The organism is Brachybacterium sp. 107 (assembly GCF_052379725.1).
Classification (GTDB): domain Bacteria; phylum Actinomycetota; class Actinomycetes; order Actinomycetales; family Dermabacteraceae; genus Brachybacterium.
In genome coordinates, this window is sequence record NZ_JBQSYW010000004.1 from 196,757 (window position 1) to 223,674 (window position 26,918).

The 26,918-nt window shown below is 70.2% G+C and carries 26 protein-coding genes; 15 read left to right on the forward strand and 11 right to left on the reverse strand.

What is annotated here, in order from left to right; genetic code table 11:
• Positions 1 to 75: 75 nt before the first annotated feature.
• The 6 genes from ACT3UL_RS07270 to ACT3UL_RS07295 all read left to right on the forward strand — a co-directional run bounded on the left by ACT3UL_RS07270 (position 76) and on the right by ACT3UL_RS07295 (position 6,657).
• Positions 76 to 1,275 carry a 2-keto-3-deoxygluconate permease gene (locus ACT3UL_RS07270; RefSeq protein ID WP_444577478.1) on the forward strand — a complete coding sequence of 400 codons (1,200 nt, stop codon included), beginning with the start codon at positions 76 to 78 and terminating at the stop codon, positions 1,273 to 1,275.
• 10 nt (positions 1,276 to 1,285) lie between these two features.
• The gene (locus ACT3UL_RS07275; RefSeq protein WP_444577480.1) at positions 1,286 to 2,563 is read left to right on the forward strand and encodes an MFS transporter; all 1,278 of its coding nucleotides are present in this window, start codon (positions 1,286 to 1,288) and stop codon (positions 2,561 to 2,563) included.
• 114 nt (positions 2,564 to 2,677) lie between these two features.
• Positions 2,678 to 3,742 carry an Ldh family oxidoreductase gene (locus ACT3UL_RS07280; RefSeq protein WP_444577481.1) on the forward strand — a complete coding sequence of 355 codons (1,065 nt, stop codon included), beginning with the start codon at positions 2,678 to 2,680 and terminating at the stop codon, positions 3,740 to 3,742.
• Positions 3,739 to 4,773 carry a DctP family TRAP transporter solute-binding subunit gene (locus ACT3UL_RS07285; protein ID WP_444577483.1) on the forward strand — a complete coding sequence of 345 codons (1,035 nt, stop codon included), beginning with the start codon at positions 3,739 to 3,741 and terminating at the stop codon, positions 4,771 to 4,773. Before ACT3UL_RS07280 ends, ACT3UL_RS07285 begins: the two co-directional genes overlap by 4 nt.
• Positions 4,770 to 5,375 (forward strand): TRAP transporter small permease, encoded by a 606-nt coding sequence (locus ACT3UL_RS07290; protein WP_444577484.1) that lies wholly within the window; start codon positions 4,770 to 4,772, stop codon positions 5,373 to 5,375. The genes ACT3UL_RS07285 and ACT3UL_RS07290 overlap by 4 nt, the downstream gene beginning before the upstream one ends.
• 4 nt (positions 5,376 to 5,379) lie before the next feature.
• A complete protein-coding gene (locus ACT3UL_RS07295) occupies positions 5,380 to 6,657 on the forward strand; it encodes a TRAP transporter large permease (protein ID WP_444577486.1) in 1,278 nt (425 codons plus the stop codon).
• Between the two features lie 235 nt (positions 6,658 to 6,892).
• Here the strand turns inward: ACT3UL_RS07295 and ACT3UL_RS07300 are convergent, their stop codons facing one another.
• The 6 genes from ACT3UL_RS07300 to ACT3UL_RS07325 all read right to left on the reverse strand — a co-directional run bounded on the left by ACT3UL_RS07300 (position 6,893) and on the right by ACT3UL_RS07325 (position 12,975).
• Positions 6,893 to 7,687 (reverse strand): SDR family NAD(P)-dependent oxidoreductase, encoded by a 795-nt coding sequence (locus tag ACT3UL_RS07300; RefSeq protein WP_444577487.1) that lies wholly within the window; start codon positions 7,685 to 7,687, stop codon positions 6,893 to 6,895.
• Positions 7,684 to 8,754, reverse strand: a complete 1,071-nt coding sequence (locus ACT3UL_RS07305) for a 2-hydroxyacid dehydrogenase (protein ID WP_444577488.1) — start codon at positions 8,752 to 8,754, stop codon at positions 7,684 to 7,686. Before ACT3UL_RS07305 ends, ACT3UL_RS07300 begins: the two co-directional genes overlap by 4 nt.
• Entirely contained in the window at positions 8,751 to 10,034 is a 1,284-nt protein-coding gene (locus tag ACT3UL_RS07310) for an alpha-hydroxy acid oxidase (protein WP_444577490.1), read from the reverse strand. The genes ACT3UL_RS07305 and ACT3UL_RS07310 overlap by 4 nt, the downstream gene beginning before the upstream one ends.
• A 134-nt stretch (positions 10,035 to 10,168) precedes the next feature.
• The gene (locus tag ACT3UL_RS07315) at positions 10,169 to 10,960 is read right to left on the reverse strand and encodes an SDR family NAD(P)-dependent oxidoreductase (RefSeq protein ID WP_444577491.1); all 792 of its coding nucleotides are present in this window, start codon (positions 10,958 to 10,960) and stop codon (positions 10,169 to 10,171) included.
• 75 nt (positions 10,961 to 11,035) lie between these two features.
• Complete coding sequence (locus ACT3UL_RS07320; protein WP_444577492.1) at positions 11,036 to 11,956, reverse strand: sugar phosphate isomerase/epimerase family protein; 921 nt, start codon at positions 11,954 to 11,956, stop codon at positions 11,036 to 11,038.
• Positions 11,957 to 12,195: 239 nt separating this feature from the next.
• Positions 12,196 to 12,975, reverse strand: coding sequence for a FadR/GntR family transcriptional regulator (locus tag ACT3UL_RS07325; RefSeq protein WP_444577493.1), 780 nt, complete (start codon positions 12,973 to 12,975; stop codon positions 12,196 to 12,198).
• Positions 12,976 to 13,216: 241 nt separating this feature from the next.
• Between ACT3UL_RS07325 and ACT3UL_RS07330 the strand changes: the two genes are divergently transcribed.
• The 7 genes from ACT3UL_RS07330 (at position 13,217) to ACT3UL_RS07360 (ending at position 21,328) form a co-directional block, all read left to right on the forward strand.
• Complete coding sequence (locus ACT3UL_RS07330) at positions 13,217 to 14,101, forward strand: sugar phosphate isomerase/epimerase family protein (RefSeq protein ID WP_444577495.1); 885 nt, start codon at positions 13,217 to 13,219, stop codon at positions 14,099 to 14,101.
• Positions 14,102 to 14,259: 158 nt separating this feature from the next.
• Complete coding sequence (locus ACT3UL_RS07335; protein ID WP_444577496.1) at positions 14,260 to 15,162, forward strand: phosphogluconate dehydrogenase C-terminal domain-containing protein; 903 nt, start codon at positions 14,260 to 14,262, stop codon at positions 15,160 to 15,162.
• A gap of 62 nt (positions 15,163 to 15,224) precedes the next feature.
• The gene (locus ACT3UL_RS07340; RefSeq protein WP_444577497.1) at positions 15,225 to 16,688 is read left to right on the forward strand and encodes a GntT/GntP/DsdX family permease; all 1,464 of its coding nucleotides are present in this window, start codon (positions 15,225 to 15,227) and stop codon (positions 16,686 to 16,688) included.
• Between the two features lie 226 nt (positions 16,689 to 16,914).
• Positions 16,915 to 18,630 carry a dihydroxyacetone kinase family protein gene (locus ACT3UL_RS07345; RefSeq protein ID WP_444577498.1) on the forward strand — a complete coding sequence of 572 codons (1,716 nt, stop codon included), beginning with the start codon at positions 16,915 to 16,917 and terminating at the stop codon, positions 18,628 to 18,630.
• A 42-nt stretch (positions 18,631 to 18,672) separates the two neighbouring features.
• The gene (locus tag ACT3UL_RS07350; RefSeq protein ID WP_444577499.1) at positions 18,673 to 19,143 is read left to right on the forward strand and encodes a ribose-5-phosphate isomerase; all 471 of its coding nucleotides are present in this window, start codon (positions 18,673 to 18,675) and stop codon (positions 19,141 to 19,143) included.
• A 279-nt stretch (positions 19,144 to 19,422) separates the two neighbouring features.
• Positions 19,423 to 20,184 (forward strand): triose-phosphate isomerase, encoded by a 762-nt coding sequence (locus tag ACT3UL_RS07355; protein ID WP_444577500.1) that lies wholly within the window; start codon positions 19,423 to 19,425, stop codon positions 20,182 to 20,184.
• Positions 20,185 to 20,500: 316 nt separating this feature from the next.
• Positions 20,501 to 21,328: a hypothetical protein gene (locus tag ACT3UL_RS07360; RefSeq protein WP_444577502.1), complete on the forward strand. Its 828-nt coding sequence runs from the start codon at positions 20,501 to 20,503 to the stop codon at positions 21,326 to 21,328.
• A 51-nt stretch (positions 21,329 to 21,379) separates the two neighbouring features.
• On the opposite strand, the gene ACT3UL_RS07365 is transcribed toward ACT3UL_RS07360, so the two are convergent.
• The 5 genes from ACT3UL_RS07365 to ACT3UL_RS07385 form a co-directional block, all read right to left on the reverse strand.
• Positions 21,380 to 22,096, reverse strand: coding sequence for a GntR family transcriptional regulator (locus tag ACT3UL_RS07365; protein WP_444577504.1), 717 nt, complete (start codon positions 22,094 to 22,096; stop codon positions 21,380 to 21,382).
• 270 nt (positions 22,097 to 22,366) lie between these two features.
• Positions 22,367 to 22,864, reverse strand: a complete 498-nt coding sequence (locus ACT3UL_RS07370) for a hypothetical protein (protein ID WP_444577505.1) — start codon at positions 22,862 to 22,864, stop codon at positions 22,367 to 22,369.
• A 77-nt stretch (positions 22,865 to 22,941) separates the two neighbouring features.
• Positions 22,942 to 23,514 carry a hypothetical protein gene (locus ACT3UL_RS07375; RefSeq protein WP_444577507.1) on the reverse strand — a complete coding sequence of 191 codons (573 nt, stop codon included), beginning with the start codon at positions 23,512 to 23,514 and terminating at the stop codon, positions 22,942 to 22,944.
• Between the two features lie 286 nt (positions 23,515 to 23,800).
• Positions 23,801 to 24,802, reverse strand: a complete 1,002-nt coding sequence (locus tag ACT3UL_RS07380; protein WP_444577509.1) for a Gfo/Idh/MocA family protein — start codon at positions 24,800 to 24,802, stop codon at positions 23,801 to 23,803.
• A complete protein-coding gene (locus tag ACT3UL_RS07385) occupies positions 24,796 to 25,785 on the reverse strand; it encodes a Gfo/Idh/MocA family protein (RefSeq protein WP_444577511.1) in 990 nt (329 codons plus the stop codon). Before ACT3UL_RS07385 ends, ACT3UL_RS07380 begins: the two co-directional genes overlap by 7 nt.
• Before the next feature lie 180 nt (positions 25,786 to 25,965).
• Between ACT3UL_RS07385 and ACT3UL_RS07390 the strand changes: the two genes are divergently transcribed.
• Both ACT3UL_RS07390 and ACT3UL_RS07395 read left to right on the forward strand, forming a co-directional pair.
• Positions 25,966 to 26,403, forward strand: coding sequence for a VOC family protein (locus ACT3UL_RS07390; RefSeq protein WP_444577512.1), 438 nt, complete (start codon positions 25,966 to 25,968; stop codon positions 26,401 to 26,403).
• 150 nt (positions 26,404 to 26,553) lie between these two features.
• Entirely contained in the window at positions 26,554 to 26,865 is a 312-nt protein-coding gene (locus ACT3UL_RS07395) for a monooxygenase (RefSeq protein WP_444577513.1), read from the forward strand.
• Positions 26,866 to 26,918 lie beyond the last annotated feature (53 nt).

Sequence of the window (26,918 nt, forward strand, 5' to 3'; positions counted from 1 at the left end):
GTCCGACTCACCACCCGACCTTCCGGACGCCCGCGAGGCACTCCCCTTCTCGTAACGACGCGACAAGGAGTTCCCATGAACGACGCCCCTCCCGCAGACCTCAAGCAGCTGCGCTCGCCGCTCTACGGCCTGATGGACAGGATCCCGGGCGGGACGATGGTCATCCCGCTGATCCTGGGCGCCATCGTCGGCACCACCGCGCCGGCCTTCCTCGAGCTCGGCAGCTTCACGACCGCCCTGTTCGCCACGCCCATGCCGATGATGGCGCTGGTCATCTTCGCGACCGGCATGCAGATCACCCCGCGCAGCATCGGCCCCGTCGCCGGCACCACCGGCGCGATCATCCTGGGCAAGACCCTCGTGCCGGGTCTGCTCGTCGTCGGCCTCGGCTTCACGGTGGGCCTCGACGGCCTGCTGGGCATCTCGATCCTCGCGATGCTCGCGACCTTCGACAACTCCAACGGCGGCATCTGGCTCGCCTTCACCGGCAAGTACGGCACCAAGACGGACCGTGGCGCCTATGTCGCCTCCGCCGTCAACGACGGCCCCTTCTTCACCATGCTGTTCATCGGCGCGGCCGGCCTCGGCTCGATCCCGCTGGACGCCTTCGCCGCCGCGATCATCCCCCTGATCCTGGGCATCATCGTGGGCAACATCGACCACCGCTGGACCGAGATCATGCGCCCGGTCCCGAACATCGTGATCCCCTTCTTCGCCTTCGGCCTGGGCACCGGCATCGACATCAGCGCGATCCTCACCGGCGGCATGACCGGCATCGTCCTGGGCCTGCTGGTCACCCCCTTCACAGGCGGCACCACCTACCTCGCCTACCGCTTCCTGCTGCGCCGGGGGAAACGCGCCGGCATCGGCTTCGTCGCGGGCACCACCGCCGGGAACTCGATCGTCACCCCGGCGATCATCGCCTCCGCCGACCCACGCTTCGAGCAGTACGTGGACGTCGCCACCGTGCAGGTCGCCACGGCCGTGCTGATCTCCGCGATCACGGCACCGCTCATCGCCGCGTGGTTCCTGAAGCGCAGCGGCACCCTGAGCGATCCCGACGAGGACGGGCTCGACGACCGCGGCGAACCCCTCGCGGTCGGGGCGCGCGGCATCGGCGTACGGGACGTCGGCGCACACAGTGCCAGCGCACGCAGCGCCGGAGGACGCCGCCGGGCCGACGGGCCGGACGGCAGGTCCGTCGAGCCGGGCTCCGACAGGGCCCACCGCCGCGATTCCGACGACGTCGACTCCACCCGATCGGGATCGAGGTGACCCTGCTGCCGTGACCACCCCCGCCGCCCCTCGACTCACCCGCGCCCATCTCGTCTGGGCGGTGGGGGTGTTCGCGTACCTGTGCGCCGTCTCCGGCCGAGCATCCTTCGGGGTGTCGAGCGTCGAGGCCTCGGCGCGGTTCGGGATCGACGGGGCGGTGCTGAGCCTGTTCGGCGTGGTCCAGCTGGGCACCTATGCGGCCGCCCAGATCCCGGCCGGTCTGCTGCTGGATCGGATCGGGCCGCGGCGGATGATGGTCCTCGGGGCCGTGACCATGGCTGCCGGGCAGGTGCTGCTCGCCGTCGCCACCGACGTGCCCACGGCGCTCGTCGCGCGCCTTCTCACGGGGATCGGGGACGCCGCCACCCTGATCAGCGTGGTGCGGCTGATCGCCACCTGGTTCCCCACCGGGCAGGTGCCGCTGTTCACGCAGCTCGCGACGATGATCGGTCAGTTCGGGCAGGCTGTCGCCGCAGTCCCCTTCCTGGCACTGCTGGTGGGCGCCGGGTGGACCGCGGCGTGGTCCTCGCTGGCCTTCCTGCTGCTGCTGAGCGTGCTGCTCGTGCTCGCCGTGGTGCGCGACGAGCCGCCGGGCGAGCCGGGCGCCGCTCCCCCGGTGCCGGCCAGACCGGCCCAGGTGCTGCGGGACGTGTTCACCTCCCGCGCGGCATGGTCGGGCTTCTTCCTGCACGCGCTGACGCTGGCCTCGGTCAATGCCTTCCTGTTCCTGTGGGGCGTGCCCTTCCTGACCATCGGCCATGGACTGAGTCCTGCGGAGGTGGGCACGCTGCTCACGGTGAACGTGGTGATCATGGTGGGGATCGGTCCTCTGATCGGGGTGTTCACCGGCCGCTTCCCCCACCACCGCGCTCGGCTGGGCTGGATCGCCGGCGCCGTCCTCTCCGTGGCATGGGTGGGCACCCTGCTGGCTCCGGACCAGCTCGCTCCCTGGCAGCTGATGCCGCTGATCATCGCCCTGGCCGTCGGCTCCGCGACCTGCTCCGTCGGCTTCGACCTCGCGCGCACGGGCGTCCCCCGCCGGGCGATCGGCACCGCCACGGGCATGGTGAACATCGGCGGCTACTCGTTCTCGCTGCTCTCGGTGCTGCTGGTCGGCGTGCTGCTGGACGTGCTGGCGCCCGACGGCGCCGCGAGCCTCGACGACTACCGCCTCGCCCTCTCCTCGATGGGCGTGCTGATGGCCGTCGCCGCGCTGGGGCTGCTCCTCACCACACGGCGCCGAACCGCACGCCCCCGGGCCGCGGACCCTCGGGCCACCGGCCCCTGAACTGCAGGCCACGGAGCTCGCCCGAGACCTCCGACGTCTCGAGGGTCGCGCTCCTTGTTTTTGTGCCGTAGATTATATAGTTTACGGAGACTCCGGAGAGAAAGGACCGTGACGATGACGTCGCCACGCTACGCCGCAGATGCCCTCTGCGCGCTGGCCACCTCACTGCTCGAGCAGGCTGGAGCCATGAAGTCCACCGCTCGGCTGGTCGCCGACTCGCTGCTCGCAGCGGATCGCGCAGGGATCCACTCCCACGGACTGCTCCGCCTGCCCCTCTATCTCGAGGTCATCGCCGCAGGCGGTATAGATCCGATCTCTGAACCGCGGATCGTGCGCCAGTTCGGCGGGGTCACGGTGCTCGACGGAGCCTGCGCCTTCGGCCAGGTCGTCATGCAGCGCGCCGTCGACCTCGTGGCGGAGTCCGCACGCACCCACGGCATCGCAACCGTCGCCGTGCAGGGATCCAGCCACTACGGGGCCGGGCAGTACTGGACGAACCAGCTCGCCGAGCAGGGCATCGCCGCGATCCTCACCTCCACCACCGGACCTGTCGCCGCCCCCTTCGGCGGGTCCCGGCCCGTGCTGGGGACCAACCCCCTCACGGTCGCTCTTCCGTCGGCCGGACCGCACCCCCTGGTCGCCGATCTCGCGACCACCGCCGGCGCGTACGGCAAGATCGTCGCCGCCCGCAACGAGGGCGCCGACATCCCGGACGACTGGGGTGTCGATGCGGCCGCACGGCCCACCACGGATCCCGCCGCCGTGCTGGACGGGGGCGCTCTGCTCCCCTTCGGGGGCCACAAGGGGTCGGGCATTTCGGTGCTGCTCGAAGGCCTCTCCGCTGCTCTCACCAGCGCATCCTTCGCCTTCCAGACCGTCGACATCTGGCAGGACCAGTCCTCCCGAATGAACACCGGACACGTCCTGATCGCCCTCGACCTCACCGCCTTCGGCGATGCCGAGGCGATCCGGGCACGGGTCGCCGAGCTCCAGGACGAGGTCCGGTCCTCCCATCCCGACTCCCCGGTGCTCGCCCCCGGGGATCTCGAGCACACCCGTCTCGTCGAGAACGCGGAGACCGTCGAGGTCGCACCGTCGACCCTCGAGCAGCTCCGGCACCTCGCCGACCAGCACGACCTCCCGTTCCCGTCCCCCCTCGCAGAGAAGAGCCCGCGATGACCCCGAGCCGTCGCGGCCGCCGACCGGCCGCCATCCTCGCCTCCGCCCTCACCGCCCTCGCCCTCGCCGGGTGCGGGCTGTGGGAGCCCGTCGACACCAGCCAGATCGAGAAGGCCACCGTGGACCCGGATTCCCGGGTCATCCGCTTCGCCCACCAGTACGACCCCGCCCACCCCGTCGAGTCCTGCGGCGCCGCGACGCTGCGCACCGAGCTCGCCGACGACGGCTTCACCGTGGAGACCTACCCCTCGGGCCAGATCGGCGGAGAGGGCGAGACCACCGAGCAGATCGCCACCGGCGGCCTCGAGCTGGGCGTCGTCGGCCCCTCCTTCCTGGGGGTCTGGTATCCCGACGCAGCAGTGCTCGACGCCCCGTTCCTGTTCACCGACGTCGACCAGTTCGACGAGGCGACCAACGGTCCGATCATGGCCGAGGTGTACGACGAGATGGCCGCGGAGACCGGTCTGCGCGTGAACTCCACCTGGTACTACGGCACCCGCCACATCACCTCCAACGTCGAGATCACCGAGCCGGACGACCTCGCCGGGCTGAAGATCCGCACCCCCGATGCGCCGCTGTACATCACGAGCTTCGCGATCATGCACGGCAGCGCCACGCCGATGGCGCTCTCTGAGGCCTACCTCGGGCTCCAGCAGGGCGCGATCGACGCCCAGGAGAACCCGATCCCCACGATCGACGTCCAGAAGTTCTACGAGGTCCAGGACTACCTCAACCTCACCGGGCACATGGTGCAGGCGGTCAACATCGTCTCCTCCGAGAAGTTCGTGGAGTCGCTGACGGCCGACGAGAAGGCCGGGTTCAAGGACGCGATGGAGAAGGCCCGCATCGCCACGCGGGACTGCATCGTCGAGGCCGAGCAGGAGACCCTCCAGACGTGGGAGGACGACGGCACGATCACGATCAACGACGACGTCGACGTCGCGGCCTTCCAGAGCCTCATCGCCGAGGAGTTCCCCTCCAAGGTGCCGTGGGGCGACCTCTACCTCGAGATCCAGGAGTCCGTCCGATGAGCATGCAGTCACCCCGGCCCATCGAGGGCGAGCACGACGGCCAGGTCCCTGACCTGGACACCTACATCGAGCGTGACTACTACGAACGGAAGTGGAAGCCCTACGCCCTGTTCGTGGACGCCGAGCGGTTCGTCGCCGGAGCCCTGCTGATCGCCGTCTTCGCGATCATCATCTTCCAGGTGTTCACGCGCTACGTGCTGAACATGCCCCTGCCGTGGAGCGAGGAGGTGGCCCGCCTGCTGGTGGTGTGGCTGACCTTCGTCGGGGCCGGATTCGTCGCCTCCCGCAACGCGCACATCGCAGTGGACATCCTCGCGGTGTACCTGCCCCGGAAGCTCGCGACCGCCACGCAGATCTTCTCGATGCTCACGGTCGTGGCGGCGTCGGCCTACATGGTGTGGGCCGCCATCTCCCTCATGCTGCTGACGGGCCCCCTGCGGATGACCGCGACCTCCCTGCCCATGCCCCTGCTGTACGGCGCCGTGTTCGTGGGCTACCTGATGATCCTCGGGCACACCGCCCTGAACATCGTCATGTACCTGCGCCATCCTGCCGAAGTCCCGGACGCGGTCGAGAAGGCCGCATCGATGGAAGGTCTGTGACCCCATGGTTCTGCTGATCATGTTCGCAGCCCTGCTCGTGCTGCTCGCCCTGCGCGTCCCCGTGTGGATCGCCCTGCTCATCCCGTCGATCGTCTACATCATCATCGACGACACCGCCACGGCGGCCCTGGCCGCGCAGCAGACCGCCTCAGGCGTCTTCGACTTCGCGATCCTCGCCGTGCCGATGTTCATCCTGCTGGGCAACCTGGCCAACGTCTCCGGCGCGACGGACCGTCTGTTCGACGCCGCGACCAGCGCGATCGGCCACGTGCGCGGCTCGCTCGGCTACGTCAACATCGCCACGTCCTTCGGGTTCTCCTGGATGAGCGGCGCGGCGATCTCCGACGCCGCCGCCATGGGTCGCATCCAGGTGCCGGCGATGACGAAGCGCGGCTATCCCGAGGGCTTCGCGCTCGGCATCACCGGCGCCGCCTCGCTGATCGCCCCGATGATCCCGCCCTCGATCCCAGCGATCATCTACGCCGTGACCGCCGGCCTCTCGGTGAGCTCCCTCTTCATGGCCGGGATCGTCCCGGCGCTGGTGCTGGTCGCGGCCCTGTGCGTCATGGTCTGGATCCAGACCCGCAAGCGCGATGACCTCCGCCTGGAGAAGCCCCCGGCGGCCAAGCGGGTCAAGGACGTCGTGAAGGCCCTGCCCGTCGCGGGCGCCGCCGTGATCATCCTCGGCGGGATCCTGTCGGGGATCGTCACGCCCACCGAGGCCTCCGCCCTGGGCGTGGCCTACGTGGCCATCCTCGCCCTGTGCTACCGCACCCTGAACGGGAAGTCCCTGGGCCGGATCGCCGCCTCCACGGTGGAGACGACCGGCAGCGTGCTGGTCATCGTCACCAGCGCATCGCTGTTCGGCTGGGTGCTGGCCCGCGAGCAGGCCCCGCAAGTGATGACGGAGATGATCCTGCAGATCACGGATCGTCCGCTGGTGTTCCTGCTCCTGATCAACATCCTGCTGCTGATCGTCGGCGCAGTCCTGGAGCCGACGGCCGCGATCCTCATCCTGGTGCCCGTGCTGGCCCCGATCGCCGATGTCTACGGCATCGACCCGGTGCACTTCGCCGTCATGATGATCTTCAACCTGATGATCGGCCTGCTCACCCCGCCCGTGGGGCTGGTCCTGTTCGTGCTCTCCTCGGTGACGAAGGTTCCGGTGACCCGGGTGATCAAGGGCGTCCTGCCCTTCTTCGTCCCGATGCTCGCCGTGCTCCTGGTCATCACCTTCTTCCCGCTGCTGAGCACCTGGCTGCCAGGGCTGGTGGCCGGGTGACGGGGTTGGTGGCCGGCTGACGGGGTTGGTGCGCGACTGAGCACCCGGGGCGCTGGGGTCGGCGGGACCAGTCCGACAAGGCCACTTCCACAGTCGAGACTGCACCACGTGTCGGTGAGAGGGTTCTCAACGACACGTGGTGCAGTCTCGACCGCCTGCATCCGGCCGGCAGCCAGAAATCGCAGGTCGCAGGTCGCAGGTCTCAGGTCGCGGGTCTCAGGGCTCAGGGCCCGGGTCAGCCGACGCGCAGGCCGCCGTTGAGGTTGTAGGTCGCTCCTGTGGTGAAGCCGCCGTGCGGGCCCACGAGGAAGGCGACCAGCTCGCCGAGCTCCTCGGTGGTGCCCAGCCGGCCCACGGGGGTGCGGGCCACGAACTGCTCGCGGCGCTCCCCCTCGAGGGGTCCGCCCATGATGTCGGTGTCGATGTTGGCCGGGGCGATCGCGGCGGTGGTGACGCCGGTGCCGGCGACCTCCTTCGCGAGGCCCCGGATCAGGCCCTCGACGCCCGCCTTGGAGGCTGCATAGGCGGAGGTCGAGAAGTTCCCGCCGCCGTCCTGCGCGGCGGTCGAGCTCATGGCGACGATCCTGCCCAGGCCCTGCGCGAGCATCGCGGGCAGCACGCGCTGGGCGAGGTGGAAGGTGCCCAGGGTGTTGATCGAGAGGGTGCGCAGGAAGTTCTCGCTGGTCATCTCGAGGAACGGGGTGGGGTTCGCGATGCCCGCGCTGCACACGAGCGCGCCGATCGCCGGGGCGCCGGGGTCCTGCTCGACGGCGGTGATCGCGGCGTCGACCGAGACCTGGTCGGCGATGTCGACCCTCGCCGTGACGACGTAGGGCGAGCCCGCCGCGCGCGCCTCGTCGGCCGCGCTGACGAGCCCGGCCTCGTCGAGGTCGAGCAGGGCGAGCGGACGGCCCTGCCGGGCGAGGGTCAGCGCCACGCCGCGTCCGATGCCGCGCGCGGACGCAGCGCCGGTGACGACAGTGGTCAGGCCGACGATGCGGGCCTCGTCGGCCGCGGAGCGCTCGGTCATCCGCGCGTTCCGGCGGCCGACGCCGGTGCCCCGTCGGCCCCGCTCGAAGAGGTCGTCCCGGTTGCCCCGCTCGACCCGTCGGCCGACGCCTGCGGGGCGTTCACGACGTTGCGCGGGGCCCGGCCGCTTGCGACGGCGGTGACCTCGCCGAGCACCTCGGCGCCGGTGTTCTCGGCGAAGTCCTTCGTCCAGCACAGCGAGTGCGGGGCGAGCACCACGTTCTCCAGCGCGAGCAGGGGGCTGCTGGCCGGGAGCGGTTCGACCTCGAAGACGTCGAGCCCGGCCCCCGCGATCGTGCCGTCCTGCAGTGCGGTGATCAGGGCCGGCTCGTCGACCACGGCGCCGCGGGCGATGTTGATGAGGAACGCGGAGTCCTTCATCCGGGCCAGCTCCGGGGCGCCGATGAGGTGGCGGGTCTGGGAGTTCGCGGCGACCGTGACGATGAGGTAGTCGCTGCGCGCGATCACCTCGTCGAGCTCGAGCTGCTCCACGCCGATCTCGGCGCAGAACTCCGGGCGGGGCGACCGGTTCCAGGCGATGACCTCGAGGTCCAGGGCGCGCAGCTGACGCACCGTCTCCTGGCCGATCCCTCCTAGGCCGATCATGCCGATGGTCGCGGTGGCCAGGCCGGGGCCCCGGTACTCGGCCTTGCGGTCCCAGTCGGCCTCGCGGACCAGTCGGTCCTTGGGCAGCAGGTTGTGGGCGAGGGCGAACAGGAAGGTCAAGGCGGTGTGGGCCATCGGCACCCGCAGCCCGGTGGGGGCGTTGGTGACGGTGATCCCGGCGGCGTCGCAGGCCTCCAGGTCCACGGAGTCGAAGCCGGCGCCGAAGCGGGCCACGTGCGTGAGCGTGGTGACGCCCTCGAGCTGCGCGGCGCCAAAGGGGGTGCCGCTGAGCAGCAGCACGGCGTCGAAGCCCTCGAGCGCCCCGGGGCTGATCGGAACCTCGACCCGGGACCATTCGATGCCCTGCTCGGCGAGCGTGCCCAGGCCGATGTCACCGTAGATGGTGGACCCGTCCGCCTCGGAGTAGTCCGCGGTGACGGCGAGCTTCCAGGGGGCGCTCATCGGGCGTTCCCGTCGGCCGTCGTGCCGGATTCCGGCTCGCGGTGCAGGCCGGCGCCGTGCCAGGCCTCGGGGTAGTCCACGAAGCCACGATCCAGCGCACCGATGCTGGTGGCGCCGAGCTGACCCATGGCGAGCTCGAGCTCCTCGTCGAGGATGTCGAGCACGCGCAGCACGCCCTTCTCGCCGCCCGCGGCGTTGCCGTAGCCCCAGGCCCGGCCGATGGAGACCAGGTCCGCGCCCACGGCGAGGGCCTTGGCGATGTCGTCACCGGTGCGCACGCCGGAGTCGAACACGACGGTCATGTCCTCGCCCACGGCGTCCACGATCGAGGGCAGCACGCTGATGGTGCTGGGCGTCGAGTCGAGCTGGCGGCCGCCATGGTTGGAGACGTAGATGCCCTGCGCGCCGACGTTCCGGGCGCGCTGGGCGTCCTCGGGGGTGAGGATGCCCTTGATGTACACCGGGCCGTCCCACTGACGCCGCACATCCTCGATGTCTGCCCAGGTCAGGGTGAGGTTCGTGAGGTAGCGCTTCACGAACTCCTGGTGGGAGACGGCGTTGTCGCCCTGGATCTCGCCGGCGAGGTTGCGGAAGCCGATCGTCGGGGGCTTCATGATCGCGCGGGTCCAGTTGAGGTAGCGCACCGCCTGCACGGCGTTGCGCGGGGTGATCTTCGGGGGGATCGACATGCCGTTGCGGTGGTCGCGGTAGCGCTTGCCGTTCAGCGGCACGTCGACGGTGACCACGAGCGCCTCGGCGCCGATGGCCTTCGCCCGGGAGATCAGGTTCGAGACGATCTTGGGGCTCTTGTACATGTACAGCTGGTACCACAGCGGGCCGGTGGCCTCGTCCGCGAGCTCCTCCATCGCCCAGTTCGAGGCGGTGGAGATGGTGAAGGGGATGTTCGCCTTCCCGGCCGCGCGCACCGCACCCAGCTCGCCCTCACCGCCGATCATGCGCTGCAGGCCCAGCGGCCCGAGCACATAGGGACGCTGCAGGTCCATGCCGTCGACGGAGGTGCGGATGTCGATCGTGGAGATGTCGGTCAGCCAGCGCGGGCGGAAGCGCACATCGCGCAGGTCGCGGGTGTTCGCGTCGAGGGTGATCTCGTGGTTGGAGGCCCCGTCGACGATGTCGAAGGCCATAGTGGGGAGGCGCTTCTTCGCGAGCTGCCGGATGTCCTCGATGGAGGGGGCGGATTCCATCGGGTCCAGGCGGAAGCCGCCCGCGGCGAGCATCTTCGCGAATTCGAGGGCACCGGAAAGTGTCGAGTCGGCCAAGGGGTCTCTCCTTCGAGTCGGAATGGCTGGTCCTGCTGTCCTGCTGTCCTGCTGTCTTGCTGTCCTGCTGTCCTGCTGTGCGACGGTGCACGAGGTGCGGCCCCGGGGTGGTCGCCCCGGGGCCGACGGGTCCCTCAGTGCATGTGCTTGCCGCCGTCGACGTTGATCGACGTGCCGCTGACGAAGCTGGAGTCCTCGCTGACCAGGAACGCGATCAGGCCGGCGACCTCCTCGGGCTGGCCCACGCGCTGCAGCGGGATGTTCTCGCTCATGCCGGCCTTGCGGTCGTCCGTGAGCGTGCCGCCCATGATGTCGGTGTCGATCGGGCCGGGCAGGATCACGTTGGCGGTGATGCCGTACTGGCCCAGCTCGCGGGCCGCGCCGCGCGTGAGGCCCTGCACGGCGGCCTTCGCAGCGGCGTAGCCGGTCTTGGAGAAGGTGCCGCCGCCGTCCAGCGCCGTGATGGACGCGGTGTTCACGATGCGGCCGCCGAAGCCGCCGTCGATCATGCGCTTCGCCGCGGCCTGGATCATCAGCAGGGTGCCCTTGCCGTTGACGTTCATGACCTTGTCCCAGATGTCCGAGGTGATCTCGAAGATCGAATGGGGGCTGGGGATGCCGGCAAGGTTCACCAGGGCGGCGACCGGGGGCATCTCGGCGTCGATGCGCGCGAAGGCGGCGTCCACGGCGGTCTGGTCGGAGATGTCGACGCCGACGCCGATGACCGTGGCGCCGCTCTCGGCGGCGAGGTCCGCGGCGAACTTCTCGACGGCTGCACCATCGATATCGGCGGCGACGACGCTCCAGCCATCGGCCACGAGCTTGCGGGCGACCTTGCGGCCGATGCCGCGCTCGGCGCCGGCGCCGGTGACGATCGCGGTGCGCTCATCGGGGAAGGGCTGGATGCGGGTGATCTCGAGGGACATGCGGGTTCTCCTTCGAACTCGGGGTGAGGTGGTGGAGCGGTATTGCAGTGAAGCGGTGTGACGGTGGAGCGGTGATCAGGCGAGGGCCGAGGCCAGCACCTGACGGATGTACTGCACGTTCTCGGCGATGACGCCGAGGGAGTCGGAGCCGTAGTGCTCGCAGCAGAACGGGCCGGAGTAGCCGAGCTCGAGGGCACGGAGGATCACCTGGCGGTAGTTGATGTAGCCGTACTTCAGCGGCATCGGGGCCGAGGAGTACGCGCCGGTGGCCGGATCGAGATCCCGCGTGTAGTTCTTGATGTGCCAGAAGTTCGAGTGCGGCAGCACCTTCTCGAACATGTCGGCCCACGGCTCGACCTCGCGGTGCAGGCGCACGAGGTTGCCGATGTCCGGGTTCAGGCCCACGGACTCGTGGCCCACGTCCTTGACGAAGGCGACGGCCTCATCGGCAGTGCCGACGTAGGTGTCCTCGTACATCTCGAGGCTGACCTCGATGCCCTGGTCGCGGGCGGCGTCGCCGAGGGTGCGGATCCGCTCGATGGCGAGGTCGCGCAGCGCCGGGTCGTCGACGTGGCCGTCGGCCAGCCAGAACCAGATGGCCTTCTGCTGGGCCTCGGTGGTGGCCTGCATGAAGCCGGTGTTGACCACGCTCACGCCGAAGCTGGGGGCGAGGTCGATGAAGCGCAGCGCGTCGGCCACGTTCTGCTCGCCGTTCTTCACGTCCACGACCGAGTTGCGGGTCATGGAGATCGAGGAGAGGGTCATACCTTCCCCGTCGAGCACGCTGCGGAACTCCTCGACGCGCTCGTCGGAGAGCTTCGCGAGCGGCAGCCAGGCGTCGGTGGGGTCGATCTGGTCGACGCCGAGCGCCTTGACCTGACGCAGCTGGGAGGCCCAGACGGAGGAGGAGGCCTCCAGGGTGGGGGTGCCGTCCGGCGTGGTGCTGCCGAACGACAGCATGTTGGCTCCGATGGGCCAGTTCTCCGCTGTGAACATCCTTGTCCTCTTTCCTCGTGACGTCTCGTTGCCATCGATCCTATAGGATCGCTCGCCGTCGTGTGAAGTCTTTCGGGGAGAAACGTCGCGAGACGCCGCTGGGGGCCGACGAGCCGACGATCGGGCGCACGCCGCCGACACCCACCGACGACAGGGCTCCCGGAGGAAGGTCTGCGGGAGGGTCTGCGGGAAGACCAGCGGGGGAGCTCCGCGCGGGAACCCTGCGGATCACGCGCGGGTCAGGAGTCCGATGTCGAGTCCCGCAGGAGGCGCTCCGCGGCCGTGGCCATGTGCTGCTCCATCGCCTCGCCGGCCGCGGCGGCATCACCGGCGGCGACGGCCTCGGCGATCAGCTCGTGCTCGAGGATCGCCCGGTCGATGTCGTCCCGGTTGTCGACCGCACGGTCGAACCAGACCCGCAGCAGGGTGCGCGTGGTGGCCAGCAGCTCGCCGACGAGGTCGTTGCCGCCGATCTGGGCGAGCACTCGATGGAAGGCGATGTCGGCGGCCACGTACCCCTCGGGATCGTCGGCCGCAGCTCGCTGACCCTCGACGATCCCCGCCAGCTCCGCCTTCTGCGCGGCGGTGGCGGTGAGAGCCGCGAGCTGGGCGGCGCTGCGCTCGAGGGCGCCGCGCACCACGCTCAGCTCGGAGGTGCGCTCCTGGTCCATCAGCAGCGACCAGCTCAGCGTGCTGGGGAGCAGCTCCGAGGTGCCCGAGCGCAGGTAGGTGCCCGATCCGGCGCGGGTCTCCACCACGCCGAGCACCTCGAGCGCGGAGATCGCCTCGCGCACCGCGCTGCGGCCCACGCCGAGCTCCTCGGCGAGCGCCCGCTCGCCCGGCAGGCGATCACCGGGGCGCATCGACTCACCGAGCAGGAGATCGAGCAGACGGTGCGCGACGGCGCTGCTCGGAGAGCGGTTGAGGCCTGTGGGAACGATCCGGCGAGCCCCGAAACGGGCAGGCGACGAGCCGTCGCCGTCCGACGGCTCGGCGGCGTGCAGAGATGGGGTGGTCACAGCGCCTCACAGTACCGGCACGGCCCTCTGGGCCGACGTCCGAGACGTTTCCGCGCAGCGGGTCGACCTCAGGACCTTCATGACAATTGGCCAACCGGTTGACCAATTCGCGTCTGCGGCGTTAGGGTCGGCGTCATCGTCGGCGCGACCGGCCCGACCGGCGCCACAGCAGCCCCGGCCTGACCACCCAGCCGCGACGAACGACCTGACCACCGCGAATCCCACGATGGAGTGACCGCGCATGACGCACCCCTTCCCGATCGGCATCGGCACCTATGCCCTGTTCTGGGAGTTCGAGGGCCGCAACCCCGAGCCGTTGAGCATCGCCGGCATGATCGATCGCGCCGCCCAGCTGGGCTGCGACGTCTTCCAGATCTGCGATGACCCCCGCGTCGAGCAGCTCGACGCCGCCGAGCTGCGGGAGCTGCGGGAGCGCGCCGAGATCCTCGGCGTCGAGCTCGAGCTCGGCACCCGCACCATCGGCCGCGAGCACCTATACCGCTTCCTCGACATCGCCGAGGCGCTCGGCGCGCGCACCCTGCGCTCGATGATCCAGTCACAGGAGATCGCCGAGGGTGCCGAGTCCGCGGTGGAGGAGCTGCGAGCTGTCCTCCCTCGCCTGGAGGCCCTCGAGATCACCCTCGCCCTGGAGACCTACGAGCAGGTGCCCACCACGACCCTGCTGCAGGTGATCGAAGCGGTCGGTTCCCCGCTCGTGGGGATCTGCCTGGACCCCGCGAACTGCGTCTCCGCGCTCGAGCACCCGAAGCAGGTGGTCGAGTCGTGCGCGCGCCGCACCGTGAACCTGCACGTGAAGGACTTCGCCTTCGCCCGTCAGGAGGGCTGGGTCGGCTTCACCTTCTCCGGCGCACCGCTCGGGGACGGGCTCCTCGACCTCGAGCACGAGCTCGCCGCCGTGTACGGCGAGGTCGCACCGGCCACCGGTCGTCGCGCCGCCCCGCCCCACCGGGAGGGCCCGATCGGGGAGCACCGCACCCCGAGCGCGATCGTCGAGCACTGGCTGCCCTGGCAGGGAGACCTGCAGAGCACCCTGACCGCCGAGCGGGCCTGGACCGACCGCACCCTCGCGGCCCTGCGCGCCTGGCGCGACGCCCGCGTCGGCTGAGCCGCAGGCCTCGCCCCCCTGCCCCACTGCCCCACCGCGTCCCGCGCCCCGCACCTGCACCTGCACCTGCCTCTGCACCCGACGTCACCACCGCCAGCGGCCCGCCCGGGCCGACCAGAGCGCCCCACCCGGGGCACCACCCACGAAGGAGTCATGCCATGACCAGCAGCAAGGAACTCAACCCCCTCTTCGGCAAGTCCGTGGAGCTGGACCCCTCGATCTCGGTCGCCGTCGTCGGCGCGGCCGGCAAGATGGGCACCCGCGTCTCGAACAACCTCAACCTCACCGACGCCCCCGTGTACTACGTGGAGGCCTCCGAATCCGGCCAGCAGCGTCTGGCCGAGCTGGGCCGTGAGGTCACCGAGCTCGAGGACGCCGCGAAGGCCGCCGACGTGGTCATCCTCGCGATCCCCGACGTCATCCTCGGGAAGGTCTCCGAGCAGGTCGTACCCCTCATGAAGGAGGGCTCGGTGCTGCTCACCCTCGACCCCGCCGCCGCCTATGCCGGGCTGCTCGCCGAGCGCGAGGGCATCCACCAGGCCTGCGCGCACCCGGCCCATCCGTCGGTCTTCCTCGAGCGCACCACCCCCGAGGAGTGGGCCGACACCTTCGGCGGCATCGCCGCGCCGCAGGAGGTCGTGGCCGCCTACGAGGGCGGGGACGAGGCGATCCGCGAGCGCACCGCCGGCGTGATCCGCGCGATCTACGCCCCCGTGATCGACGTGCACTGGGTGACGATCAAGCAGCTCGCCCAGCTCGAGCCCACCCTGGTGGAGACCACCGGCTGCATGATCGGCCAGTTCCTCAAGGACTCCATGGACCACGCGATCCACGAGGTCGGCATCCCCGAGGACGCCGTGAAGGCCCTGTTCTACGGGCACATCTTCATCTCGCTGACCAATGCGCTGCGCGGCTCGAACCCGTTCTCCGACGCCTGCCTGCGCGCCATGGACTACGGCCGCGAGTCGATCATCAAGCCCGACTGGACCAAGGTCTGGGACGACGCCGAGCTCGACAAGATCCTCGCCACGATGCTCGACCTCGACACAATCGAGCGCTGACCAGCACCCCCTCTGCCGGGGCGCCCTGACCCAGGTCGCCCCGGCCCACCGAGAAAGGCCCGATGATGTCGCCATTCCTCCTGCTCGGGATCGCCGTCGCCGCGATCGCGATCCTCCTGTTCACGGTCATAGCGCTGAAGTGGCCCGCCTATGTCTCCCTGCTGGTCGTCTCCGTGCTGACCGCCCTGGCCGCCGGCGTCGCTATCCAGGACGTCGTCCCCCTCATGATCGAGGGGATGGGCGGCACCCTCGGCAGCGTGGCATTGCTGGTGGGGCTCGGGGCGATGCTGGGCGGCATCATCGAGAAGACGGGCGGTGCCGAGGTGATCGCCCAGCGCGCCGCCGAGGTGCTGGGCGAGAAGCGCCTCGCCCAGGCGCTGCTGATCGCCTCCGGGCTGGTCGCGATCCCGATCTTCTTCGACGTCGCCTTCATCATCCTGGTGCCGATCATCTTCGCCTTCGCCAAGGCCGCCGGGCATCGTGCCCCGATCGCGATCGGCATGCCGGTCGCCGTGCTCATGGTGTTCATCCACAACACCGTGCCCCCGCACCCCGGGATCGTCGGCTCCACGACGCTCCTCGGCCAGGACCTCATGGGCCTGGTGACGCTGCTGGGCATCGCCCTCGCGATCCCCATGGGCGTCCTGGTGCACGTCGTCGGCAAGAAGGTCATCGGCTCGCGCGCCTTCTCCCTCGATCCCGAGATCGCGCAGAAGTACGCCCTGGCCGGCGCGGCGAGCGTCCGCGCAGCAGGATCCGGCGCAGCGGGCGGGCGCACCCCAGGCTCCGCGCCCTCGGCGCTCGACACCGCCCCGACGGACGGCGAGGTGCGAGCGGATGGCGAGACTCATCGGCGTCCCCCGGCGACGCTCGTGATCGCCCTGATCCTGCTGCCGATCGTGATGATCGCCTGCGGCACGGTGGGGACCCTCGTGTTCCCCGACGGCAGCTCGGCGGCGAACGCGCTCTCCTTCATCGGCGCTCCCGCCTTCGCGCTGCTGGTCGCCACCCTGATCGCCATGTACCTGCTCGGCGTCATGCACGGCTGGGGCAGGCAGCAGATCAGCGAGGTCATGGACGGCGCGCTCGGCCCGGCGGCGATCGTCATCCTGGTGACCGGAGCCGGCGGAGTGTTCGCCAAGGTGCTCACCGAGACGGGTGTGGGCGATGCCGTCTCCGGGCTCCTGCTCGACGCGGGTGTGCCGATCCTGCTGCTGGCCTTCCTGGTCGCCCTGGTGTTCAAGGTCGCCCAGGGCTCCGGCACCGTCGCCACGCTGTCCGCTGCGGGGATCGTCCAGAGCACCGTGCTCGCCGGCGACTACTCCTCGCTCCAGGTCGCCCTGATCATCCTGGCGATCGGCCTGGGCTCGCTGACCCTGTCCCACATCAACGACTCGGGATTCTGGATCGCGACGAAGTTCCTGGGGCTCTCGGTCGCCGATGGGCTGCGCACGTGGACCGTGCTGACCACGGTGCTCGGTGTCAGCGCGATGGTGATCCTGAGCCTGGTCTGGCTCATCGCCTGACGGCTCCGCCCGCTTCCCCCGATGCGGCCGCATCGACCGACGATCCCCCGCACCTCGGCGACGGCCGTCGCCGCCCCTGCACTCCAGCTCTTGATCCCGCCGCTGTCCCACCCTGAACTTTTCCTATAGGATCGTGGGGACGACGGGGTCACCGACCCCACCCGTTCGACACCGACTGCGCGCCGCCGGTCCCCCGATTCGGACGCCCTGTGGAGGAATCTCACCGATGACGTATCTCTTCAATGACCCCGCCGACTTCGCGACCGATGCGGTCCGCGGCCTGGCCCTGTCCCACCCCGACCACATCGCCGTCGTGCACGGCGGCGTGGTGCGTCCGACCGCGACCCCGAAGGGGCAGCCCGCCCTGGTGATCGGCGGCGGCTCCGGCCACTATCCCGCCTTCGCCGGCTGGGTGGGCCCCGGCATGGGCCACGGCGCCCCGTGCGGCAACATCTTCGCCTCCCCGTCGGCCTCGCAGGTGTACTCGGTGGCCCGCAACGCCGAGAACGGCGGCGGCGTGGTGCTCGGCTTCGGCAACTACGCCGGCGACGTCCTCCACTTCGGGGCGGCCGCGGAGAAGCTGCGCGCCGAGGGCATCGACGTGCGCATCATCAAGGTCAGCGACGACATCGTCTCCAACACCCCGGAGAACCATCGCGACCGCCGCGGCATCGCCGGTGACCTGCCCGTCTTCAAGATCGCCGGCGCGGCGATCGAGGCCGGAGCGGGCCTCGACGAGGCGCAGCGCATCGCCTTGAAGGCCAACGACGCCACCCGCTCCTTCGGCGTCGCCTTCGACGGCTGCACCCTGCCCGGCGCCCCCGAGGCCCTCTTCCATGTCGCCGACGGGCAGATGGGCGTGGGTCTGGGCATCCACGGCGAGCCCGGTGTGCGCGACGAGCCGATCGGATCGGCCGACGAGATCGCCGCCCTGCTGGTCGAGGGCGTCCTCGCCGAACAGCCCGAGCGCGCCGCCGACGGCTATCAGGGCCGCGCCGCCGTGATCGTCAACGGCCTGGGCACGGTGAAGTACGAGGAGCTCTTCGTGGTCTACGCGAAGGTCGCCGAGCTGCTCGAGGCCGCGGGCATCACGCCGGTGCGCCCCGAGGTCGGCGAGTTCATCACCAGCCTCGACATGGCCGGGCTGTCCCTGACCCTGGTGTTCCTCGACGAGGAGCTGGAGCAGCACTGGCTGGCCCCCGTCGACACCCCCGCTTTCCACCGCGGCGCCATGCCCGCCGTGGAGCGTCCCCGCCGCGAGACCTTCTGGGAGGCCGGGGCCGACGAGACCCCGGAGTCCACCGAGGAGTCCCGCGAGGTCGCGACGGCGATCGCCGGCGTGCTGGACCTGTTCGAGGCCGTCTGCGTCCGCGAGGAGGCCGAGCTGGGCCGGATCGACGCGATCGCGGGCGACGGCGACCACGGCCAGGGCATGGCCTACGGCACCAAGGGCGCCGCGGCCGCCGCGAAGTCGGCCCTCGCCGACGGCGCCGGAGCCCGCACCCTGCTGGTCCGCGCCGGCGAGGCCTGGTCCGAATCCGCCGGCGGCACCTCCGGCGCCCTGTGGGGCGGCGCGCTGATCGCCGCCGCGAGCACCTTCGCCGACGACGCCGGCAGCTCGCCCCGCACGATCGTCGAGGCGGTCGACGCGGGCATCGACGCGGTGCTGCGCCTGGGCGGGGCGACGGAGGGCGACAAGACCATGGTCGACGCCGCGATCCCCTTCCGCGCCGCCCTCGCCGACGCGTTCACCGGCGACAACGCCTCCGCGGCGATCCTCTCGGCCGCCGGCGTGGCCCGCTCTGCGGCCGACGCCACCGCCGACATCACCGCGAGCCTCGGCCGCGCTCGCGTGCTGGGCGACAAGTCCCTCGGCACGCCCGACCCCGGTGCGATCTCGTTCTCGATCCTCATGACCGAGCTCGGGCGGCACCTGGCCTGACATCCTGGAACCACCTCACCTCATCACTCGAAGGAGACCCTCATGGCACTGAAGATCATCGTCGGCGGCGACAACGCCGGTTACGGCTACAAGGAAGAGTTCAAGGCCCTGCTCGAGGCCGACGACCGCGTCGAGTCGGTTCTCGACGTCGGTGTCGGTTCGGCCGACGACGGCACCTTCTACCCCAACGTCGCCGTCGCGGCCGCGGAGAAGGTCGCCGCCGGCGAGGCCGACCGGGCGCTGCTGGTGTGCGGAACCGGCCTCGGCGTCGCCATCGCCGCGAACAAGGTCCCCGGCATCCGCGCCGTCACCGCGCACGACCTCTACTCGGTGCAGCGCTCCGTGCTCTCCAACAACGCGCAGGTGCTGTGCATGGGCCAGCGCGTGATCGGCCTCCAGGCCGCCCAGGAGCTCGTGAAGGTGTGGCTCGACCTCGAGTTCGACCCGGAGTCCTCCTCCGCGGCGAAGGTCAACGCCATCTGCGAGTACGACGGCTCCCTCGACCAGGCCTGAGCCTGCCGACCCAGCCCGCAGCCGTGCTCCGAAAGGTTCCACCCAGATGGCACCTTTCGGAGCACGACGGGCCGCATCGCCCCGGCGGGAGTCACCGGGGCGCACCGGCTCACCGGAGACCGATACCGGCGTCACCCCTGGGCGCGGCGTCGCGAACGGCACGGCGTGACAGGTCGGCGTGACTGGTCGGCGCGGCGTCTGGAACGGCGCGGCGGGCTGGACGCGAGGTGACCTCCGCAGCAATCCGACCACCCCTCGAACGACACGGAAGGATCCCGCATGAGCACCTTGTGGATCGGCACCAGCTGGAAGATGACCAAGACCCTGGCCGAGGGACGGGCGTGGGCCGAGGGCCTGCGCGACCGGCTGGACTCCGCGGCCCCGACCGGCGTGCAGCCGTTCGTCATCCCGTCGTTCACTGCGACCACCACGGTGCGCGAGGTCCTCGGCGAGGGCTCCCCCGTGCTGCTCGGGGTGCAGAACGCCCACTGGGAGGACGCCGGCGCCTGGACCGGCGAGGTGTCCGTGCCGCAGGCGAAGGATGCCGGTGCGCAGATCGTCGAGATCGGGCACTCGGAACGTCGTGAGCACTTCGGCGAGACCGTGGAGACCACCCGGCTGAAGGTCGCCGCGGCCCTGCGCCATGGCCTCACGCCTCTGCTGTGCATCGGCGAGAGCCTCGAGGTGAAGGACGCCGGTGGCTCCTCCGAGTTCATCCTGGATCAGGCCGCCGGGGCGCTGGGCGGGCTCAGCGCCGAGGAGCTCTCGCGCGTGGTCATCGCCTACGAGCCGATCTGGGCGATCGGCGAGAAGGGCCGCCCGGCGACCGTCGAGGAGCTGATCGAGCCCTTCGCCGCGCTCGGCGCGCAGTACACCGGGACAGTCTCCGGGATCCTCTTCGGCGGCTCCGTGAACCTCGACAACGCCGCGGATCTGCTCCGGATCGACCACGTGACCGGCCTGTTCGTCGGCCGCACCGCGTGGGAGCTGGGCGGCTACCTCGAGCTGCTGCGCATCGCCGAGGCCCACGCAGGATCCTGAGCGCCGTGGCCCCCCGGGGAATCGGGGGATGGCCCCCAGGCCCTGCTCGGGGTCCGGCGATACCCTGAGAGCAGTCGGTGACGAGAGACGACGCCGGCCCCCGCACACGGGTCCTGCACCGGGGTCCGGTCGATGGGTCCAGCATCTGGGTCCTGTACACGGGTCCTCCGCAGAGGCTCCGCACGAGGGCCCAGGCCGTCGTCCCCGCCGCGGACGTCAGCTCAGTCCCACGAGAGGCCTGGGGGTGCCCATGAGCGAGCAGTTCCGGACGAATGCTCAACCTGATCGGCGGGGTCGTATACCCCGCCTCCATCCCATGCCCCGAGGCAGGAACATGGGCTGGTCGGCGACAGCGGGACACCGCCCCTCGTGGGGCCCACCCGGCGATCCGCTCGTGGGGACGGTCCATGCCCCGCTCTCGACGGCGATCGCCGTGCCGCGTCGGCGCGGGCGGTGGCTCACCACCGTCGTGCCCACCGTCCTCGGCGGCACGTTCGGGATCAGCAGCTTCATGGTGCTCGGGGTGAGCAGCCTCATCGGGGGCGCCGGCCTGGTGGCTCCGCTGCTCGCGGGCCTGGGGGTCGGCATCGTCGTCGGCGGCGGCACGGCCTTCCTGCTGCGCAACCGCACGCAGAAGCCGGTGCGGCTGGGCGGCGCCGCCGAGCTGCCGGCCGGGACCCGTGTCGTGCTCGAGAAGATCGTGCACTCCACGAAGCACCAGCGACGGAGCCTCACCCGGATGAGGCGAGCCAGGCCCGGCCCGGCGGTCAGACCCGTGCTGAACCGGGCGGAGCTGCTGCTGCAGCGGATCAATGCCCTGGTGGGCTCCGCCGCCCTGCAGTCACGTCGTGCGTCCGACGACGACGTGCTCATGCTGGAGGGCATGGCCGCGCGCTACGTCCCGGAGCTGGTGCGTGCCCTCGAGGACACCGTCGGCTTCCTCTCCCCCGTCACCGGCGAGGCACGGGAGAAGGCCCTGGCGAACCTGCAGAGCATCGACCAGCAGCTGTCGGCGCTCGGCGAGGAGCTGGATCGGATCGAGCACGACATCGTCGCCGGGGTCACCCGCTCGCTCGACGTTCACTCCGAGTTCCTGAGGCGCCGCCTGCCCGAGCAGGGCAGGAGCCCTGTCGAGGATCGCTGACGCCGACGGCGACGCGCACAGTCGGCGCCACCCTGAGAAGGACGACGCCGGTCAGACGGGGTCGGTCGCTCCCTGCGCCTCGACCTCGCTGGTCCGGATGGACCGCACGAGCACCGCGTCGAGGTGGTCGGCGAGCGCCTTGAGCGCCGCATCGTGATGGTGCTGGCGCACCTTCGCCAGGATCGTGCCGTGCTCCTCGTACGCCTCACGGGCATCGAGCTGCAGCGGACCGCCCTCCCAGGTCTGGCGCATGCGGTGCGTGTGGGTGCTCAGGCTCTCGAACATCTGGGCCAGGTAGCGGTTGTCCGCGTGCTTGTAGAGCACCTGGTGGAAGCCCCAGTCGGCCTGGAAGTGCTCATGGACCAGCTCGTAGGAGACCTCGCCGGTCCGTTCGGCCGTCTCGATGCGCTCGATGATCTCGGCGTGATGGGCCTGCGCCGCCTCGAGGCCCGCGAGCAGGTCGTCCCAGTGCTCGAAGGCACGGTCCAGCACGGCGAGCTCGATGGTCTTGCGCGCCTCCAGGAGCTCGGTGATCTGCTCGCCATCCAGCATCGGGGCGACGACGTATCCGCGCAGCGCGACGTACTCGACCAGACCGGAACGCTCCAGGGACACCATCGCCTCGCGCACCGGCGTGGGTGAGACCTCGAGGTCGCGCGCCAGTCCGTCGATGCTCAGGCGAGAGCCCGGCGCCCACCGGGACTCGAGCAGACGCTGGAGGATCAGCTCCTCGACCTCGTCGCGCAGCACCTGTCGTCTGATGGCCATGGTGAGTCCCTTCGACAGCGAAAGGGCTGGTCAGTGACTGCATGCCCTCACGCACTAGCTATCCTTTTTCCCATAGGATACCTAGTTCACGTTGGTCGGGGTCGGGAACCAGAATATCGACCAGTCTGAGGCGGAACCGCATCAGTACCCGAAGACCAGTGGCGCCTGCTCCTCCGTTTCGGACCACACGGCTTTGTGCTCGCAACAGTCCATCAGTCCGCCGTGGCCCCTGGAGAGACCGTCGCGGATACCAGCTTCGCCTATCCGTTCTCAGTCCCTCTTCTCTCGCTGGTGCTGTTTGGCGTCGTTGATCTCTTCCGCGAAAACCTCCGCGGTCATGGTCTTCGTTTTGTCCCAGGCCTCCCGCACCTCACCGCGTGTCATCCCGTCACGCCACGGCCGCGCGAGGAATACCAGTTCGAGCCCGTGCCCCACGAGGACGGCTAAGGTAGCGACCACAACCCATTGCCCATCGCCGGCGCCAATTATCGCGCCAGCGAGCAGGCCCGCAGGGATGGCCAGCAAGAAGAGCAACAGAGCCTTCAAGCCACTGCCCGGGTCATCGTGCTTCCTTGCGAGGACAAATCGACGCTCGATGAAGGTGCCTGCAATGGATATCAACAACCAGCTGCCGACTGCCCCTCCGCAGAGAATCTGGAAGGAGGCCGGAGGCGCGAGGCTTGCCAGTTGGGCGATGCCCATCAAGGCCAGAGAGGCGACCGCCCCAATGGCGCCCACGATCAGGTGTCCCATGAGTGCGTTACTCAAGGGCAGCGGCTCCCAGACAGACTCCTCGCTCTTACGCGATGAGCCGTAGGAATCGTCACGTGGTTTATCTGTATGTGTCACCCGAAGCAAGCCTCCGCCACGGCGGTCACACCAATAATGGAACCGAGGAGTGCCGCTGCCTCGGCGCCCAGTTCCGTCGCGGCCGCGCCAGATTTAATGGCGACGTAGATGCCCCTTACGCCGCCCCAAATCTGCTTAGCCTCCTTGAGCCACTTAAGCACTTTTGTCGCGGGGACACCGTATGTAATGACGACAGTTGCGATCTCGACGGCGCACGAACCAGCGCTCGCATGCGCCTGAACGTCTCCGGGCGATCCCACAGATGCCGCCGCCTGGGGGTCGATCGTCACTACCCCCTCGAGAGCGTTTTTCAGGGCTTCCTCATACCCGGGGTACGAGGACGGGTCTGCTTGCCTGAGGCCCTCGGGGATGGTGTCAAGCTTCGCGATGATCTCGTCCAGTTGCCCGTCAGGGTCCGGCGAGCCCGCTTCGGTCTGGGCTGGGTCGGCTGTGGCTGGTGCGGTCGCGTACGCGGCGGCCGGGGTAAGTAGAGCGACGCCCAGAAGAGTGGGCCCCGCCAGGAAGAGTTGTCGACGATTCACGATTCTGACCCCGTTTGATTCGTGCATTACTCAGATGGTGATGGGCGTCACGCTCTCATTCGAACGTGCGGAAGAGCAAATCCTGTCGTCATGCGTCGTGGCGTACAGACCCGGTGTGCCTCGACCACCGACACCTTGGTCGACAACAAGATCCGCGACTGAGAATCGGCGATGGTCCGTGCAGCACCCGTCTGCTAGGAATACCGCCATGCCTGGTCAGTCTTCGCAGTCATGCTCCCGTGCACGGCCCCATCCTCGGCAACCGCCAGGACGCAGCGCGGCGCTCTCGTGTCGAATACCGCCGCCACCTGGGTCACACGGTATCCAGTGCCTCCGGCTGCCCCGTGCGCACCGACTCCTGCGCGGCGGCGACCACGCGCACCGTGCGCAGGCCCACATCGCCCGAGGGCTCCACGGCCTGGCCCGTTCGCACGGCCCCGAGGAATGCCTCGAGCAGGGCCGCGTCGGAGTCCACGCCGTAGGGCAGCCACTGGCCGGGCCCGCCGACGTGCTCGGCGAAGGCGTCGACCTGGAGCTGACCGCCGGTGCCCACGGCCTGGATCCGGAGGCCGCCCCAGGTGGGGGCGTCGGCCGGCTGCGACCAGGAGCAGTCGATGGTGGCGACCAGGCCCGAGTCGTAGGTCAGGGTGACGAGCCCGCCGGTCTCGGCGCCCTCGCCGGCCCGGTCCGCCCAGAGGATGCGGTTGGTGGTGGCGTGCACCGTCGTGGGCGGGCCGACCATCGAGTCGAGGATCTCGGCGATGTGCACGGTGTGGTCCACGAGGGAGCCGCCGCCGGCGAGCTCCACGTCGGTGAACCAGGCGCGGGTGTCGGGCAGCTTGCCGTTGTTGGTGCCGGTGATGCCGATGACCTCGCCGAGGGCGCCGTCGGCCACGGCGGCGCGCAGGGTCTCCACGGCCGGGGCGAAGTGCACCGGGAAGGCGGTCATGAGCACCACGCCGGCCTCGGCGCACGCGGCGACCATGGCTTCGGCGTCGGCGACGGTCGTGGCCAGCGGCTTCTCGCACAGCACGTGCACACCGCGGCGGGCCGCCTCGAGCACGAGCTCCTTGTGGTGGGCGTTCGCACTGGTCACGACGATCGCGTCGGGACCCTCGGGCCAGGCGTTCCACGCCTCGTCGTAGGAGCCGACCACCGTCACCCCCTGCACATCGCCGAACCCGTCGGGATCGGCGACCACCAGGTCGATGTCGGCGCGCGGCTCGAGCCGGGCCGCGTACGCCCCGGCGTGGGTGTGCGCGCAGCTCATGAGGGCGATCTTCAGCGTGCCCGTGCTGGGCGATGCGGTCAGCATGTGATACTCCGTCCGGTGCGCAGGGACTCGAGGGCGGCGCGGGAGACCTCGACGGCGTAGGCGCCGTCGGCCGCGCTGACCCGGGTGGGGGTTCCGGAGCGGAGGGCGGCCGCGAACTCGAGGATCTCCTCGGCGTAGGGGCTGCGCATGCCGCTCACGTCGGGCAGGAAGCCGTCTCCCGCAGCCTGCTGCTCGGTGGCGACCCCGTCGAAGACGACGCCCGGATCACCGACGGAGTCGTACTGCAGGCGGCCCGCATCCCCGGCGAGGTCGAAGGTGTAGCGGAAGGTGGTGCCGGGCGGGCCCCACAGGCCGCGGCAGTGGCTGATGGCGCCACCGGTGTGGGTGAGCACGGTGTGGGCGGTGCGCACAGTCTCGGCCGAGCTGGAGATCGACTGCTGGGCGTAGACCCGCTCGACGGGCCCGGCCAGCCAGATCGCCTGGTCGATGTCGTGGATCATCTGGTCCATGATGATGCCGCCGGACTGCGATTCGTCGGCGAACCAGGGCTGCGTGGGGAAGGATCCGGTGCGCTCGAAGCGGAGCACCGCGATCCGCCCGATGGTGCCGGCCTCGACGGCGGCCCGGGCTGCGGCGTACTGCGGGAAGAAGCGCACCACGTGCGCGGGGAACAGGCGACGGCCTGCACGGCCGGCATGCTCGACGACGGCGCGGGCATCCTCGGTGGTGAGCGCGAGCGGCTTCTCGCACACGACGTCCTTGCCGGCGTCGAGCGCCTGGTGGACGATCTCGGCGTGCACGGCGGTGGGAGTGCAGACGTCCACGACGTCGACCGCGGCCAGGAGCTCCTCGAGGGTCGCGTGGACGGTGGCCCCGAACTGCTCGGCATACTCCGTCGCCCCGTCGAGGCTGAAGCAGTGCAGCTCGGCACCGATCTCCAGCCATCCCGGGGTGTGGGCGCGCGAGATGCCGCCCGTTCCGATGACACCGACGCGCACTGGCGCGACGGGTGGTGACGACATGGTCATGGTCAACCTTCCGGGCTGGACGGACCCTATTTACGAAAGCGGTTTTCGTAATCCTTCCCGGAGTCCCGGGCGGTGTCAAGGGTCGCCAGCGGTCGAGACGCCCGCCGGAACGGCGCGGCAGCAGGAAGGTCGGCCCGGCCGCCTATGCTCGCGCCACCCGACGAAGGGACCGACATGGCCTCCCCCTGGAAGCTCACGATCGACTGCTCCTCCCCCACCGTGCTGGCACGCTTCTGGTCGGAGGCGCTCGGCTACGAGCCCGCCCCGGTGCCGGCCGGCTACGACAGCTGGCAGGCGTGGCTGATCGCCTATGAGGTGCCCGAGGACGAATGGGACGACGGGGCCTATCTCCACGATCCGACGGGTGCGGCGCCCTCGCTCTCCTTCCTGCGGGTGCCCGAGGAGAAGACGGTCAAGAACCGCCTCCACCTGGACGTCCAGGCCGGCGGCGGCCGACAGGTCCCGCGGGATCAGCGGTGGCCGCGGGTCGCCGCGGAGGTCGAGCGCCTCACCGGCCTGGGTGCGAGGGTCCTCCAGCGGCACGACGGGCCCGACGGGCCGGACCACGTCGTCATGGCGGACCCCGAGGGCAACGAGTTCTGCGTGGTCTGACGTCCGCACGTCGCCGCAAGGTGCCGCCCGTCGCCGCACGCTGCCGTCCGTCGCTCTGTGGCAACTCCTGGCCGGAGCCGCGGGGGATCGCCGCTGGCGTGGTGTGGTGGGAGCTCGACCGATCCCGATCCCGACCCCAGGAGTGAACCCATGCCCCGACTCGTCTCCATCGAGTTCTCGTCCGACGGCCCCTTCGGCGCCCAGGCCGCCTCCGCCTACGCCGAGCTGGCCGCGGACATCGCCGCCGAGGACGGCCTGATCTGGAAGGTCTGGACCGAGGATCCGACGACCTCGGTCGCGGGCGGCGCCTACCTGTTCGCCGACGAGGCCTCGGCGGATCGCTACGTCGACAAGCACACCCGGCGCCTGGGCTCCTTCGGCATCACCGATGCGAGGATCTCGAACCTCGCCGTCAACGAGCAGCTCTCGACCACCACCTTCGCCACGCTGACCCAGGACTGATCCGACCTCTCGATCTGCGCCTCCTGCATCTCCCGGCGTCGAGGCATCCCGCT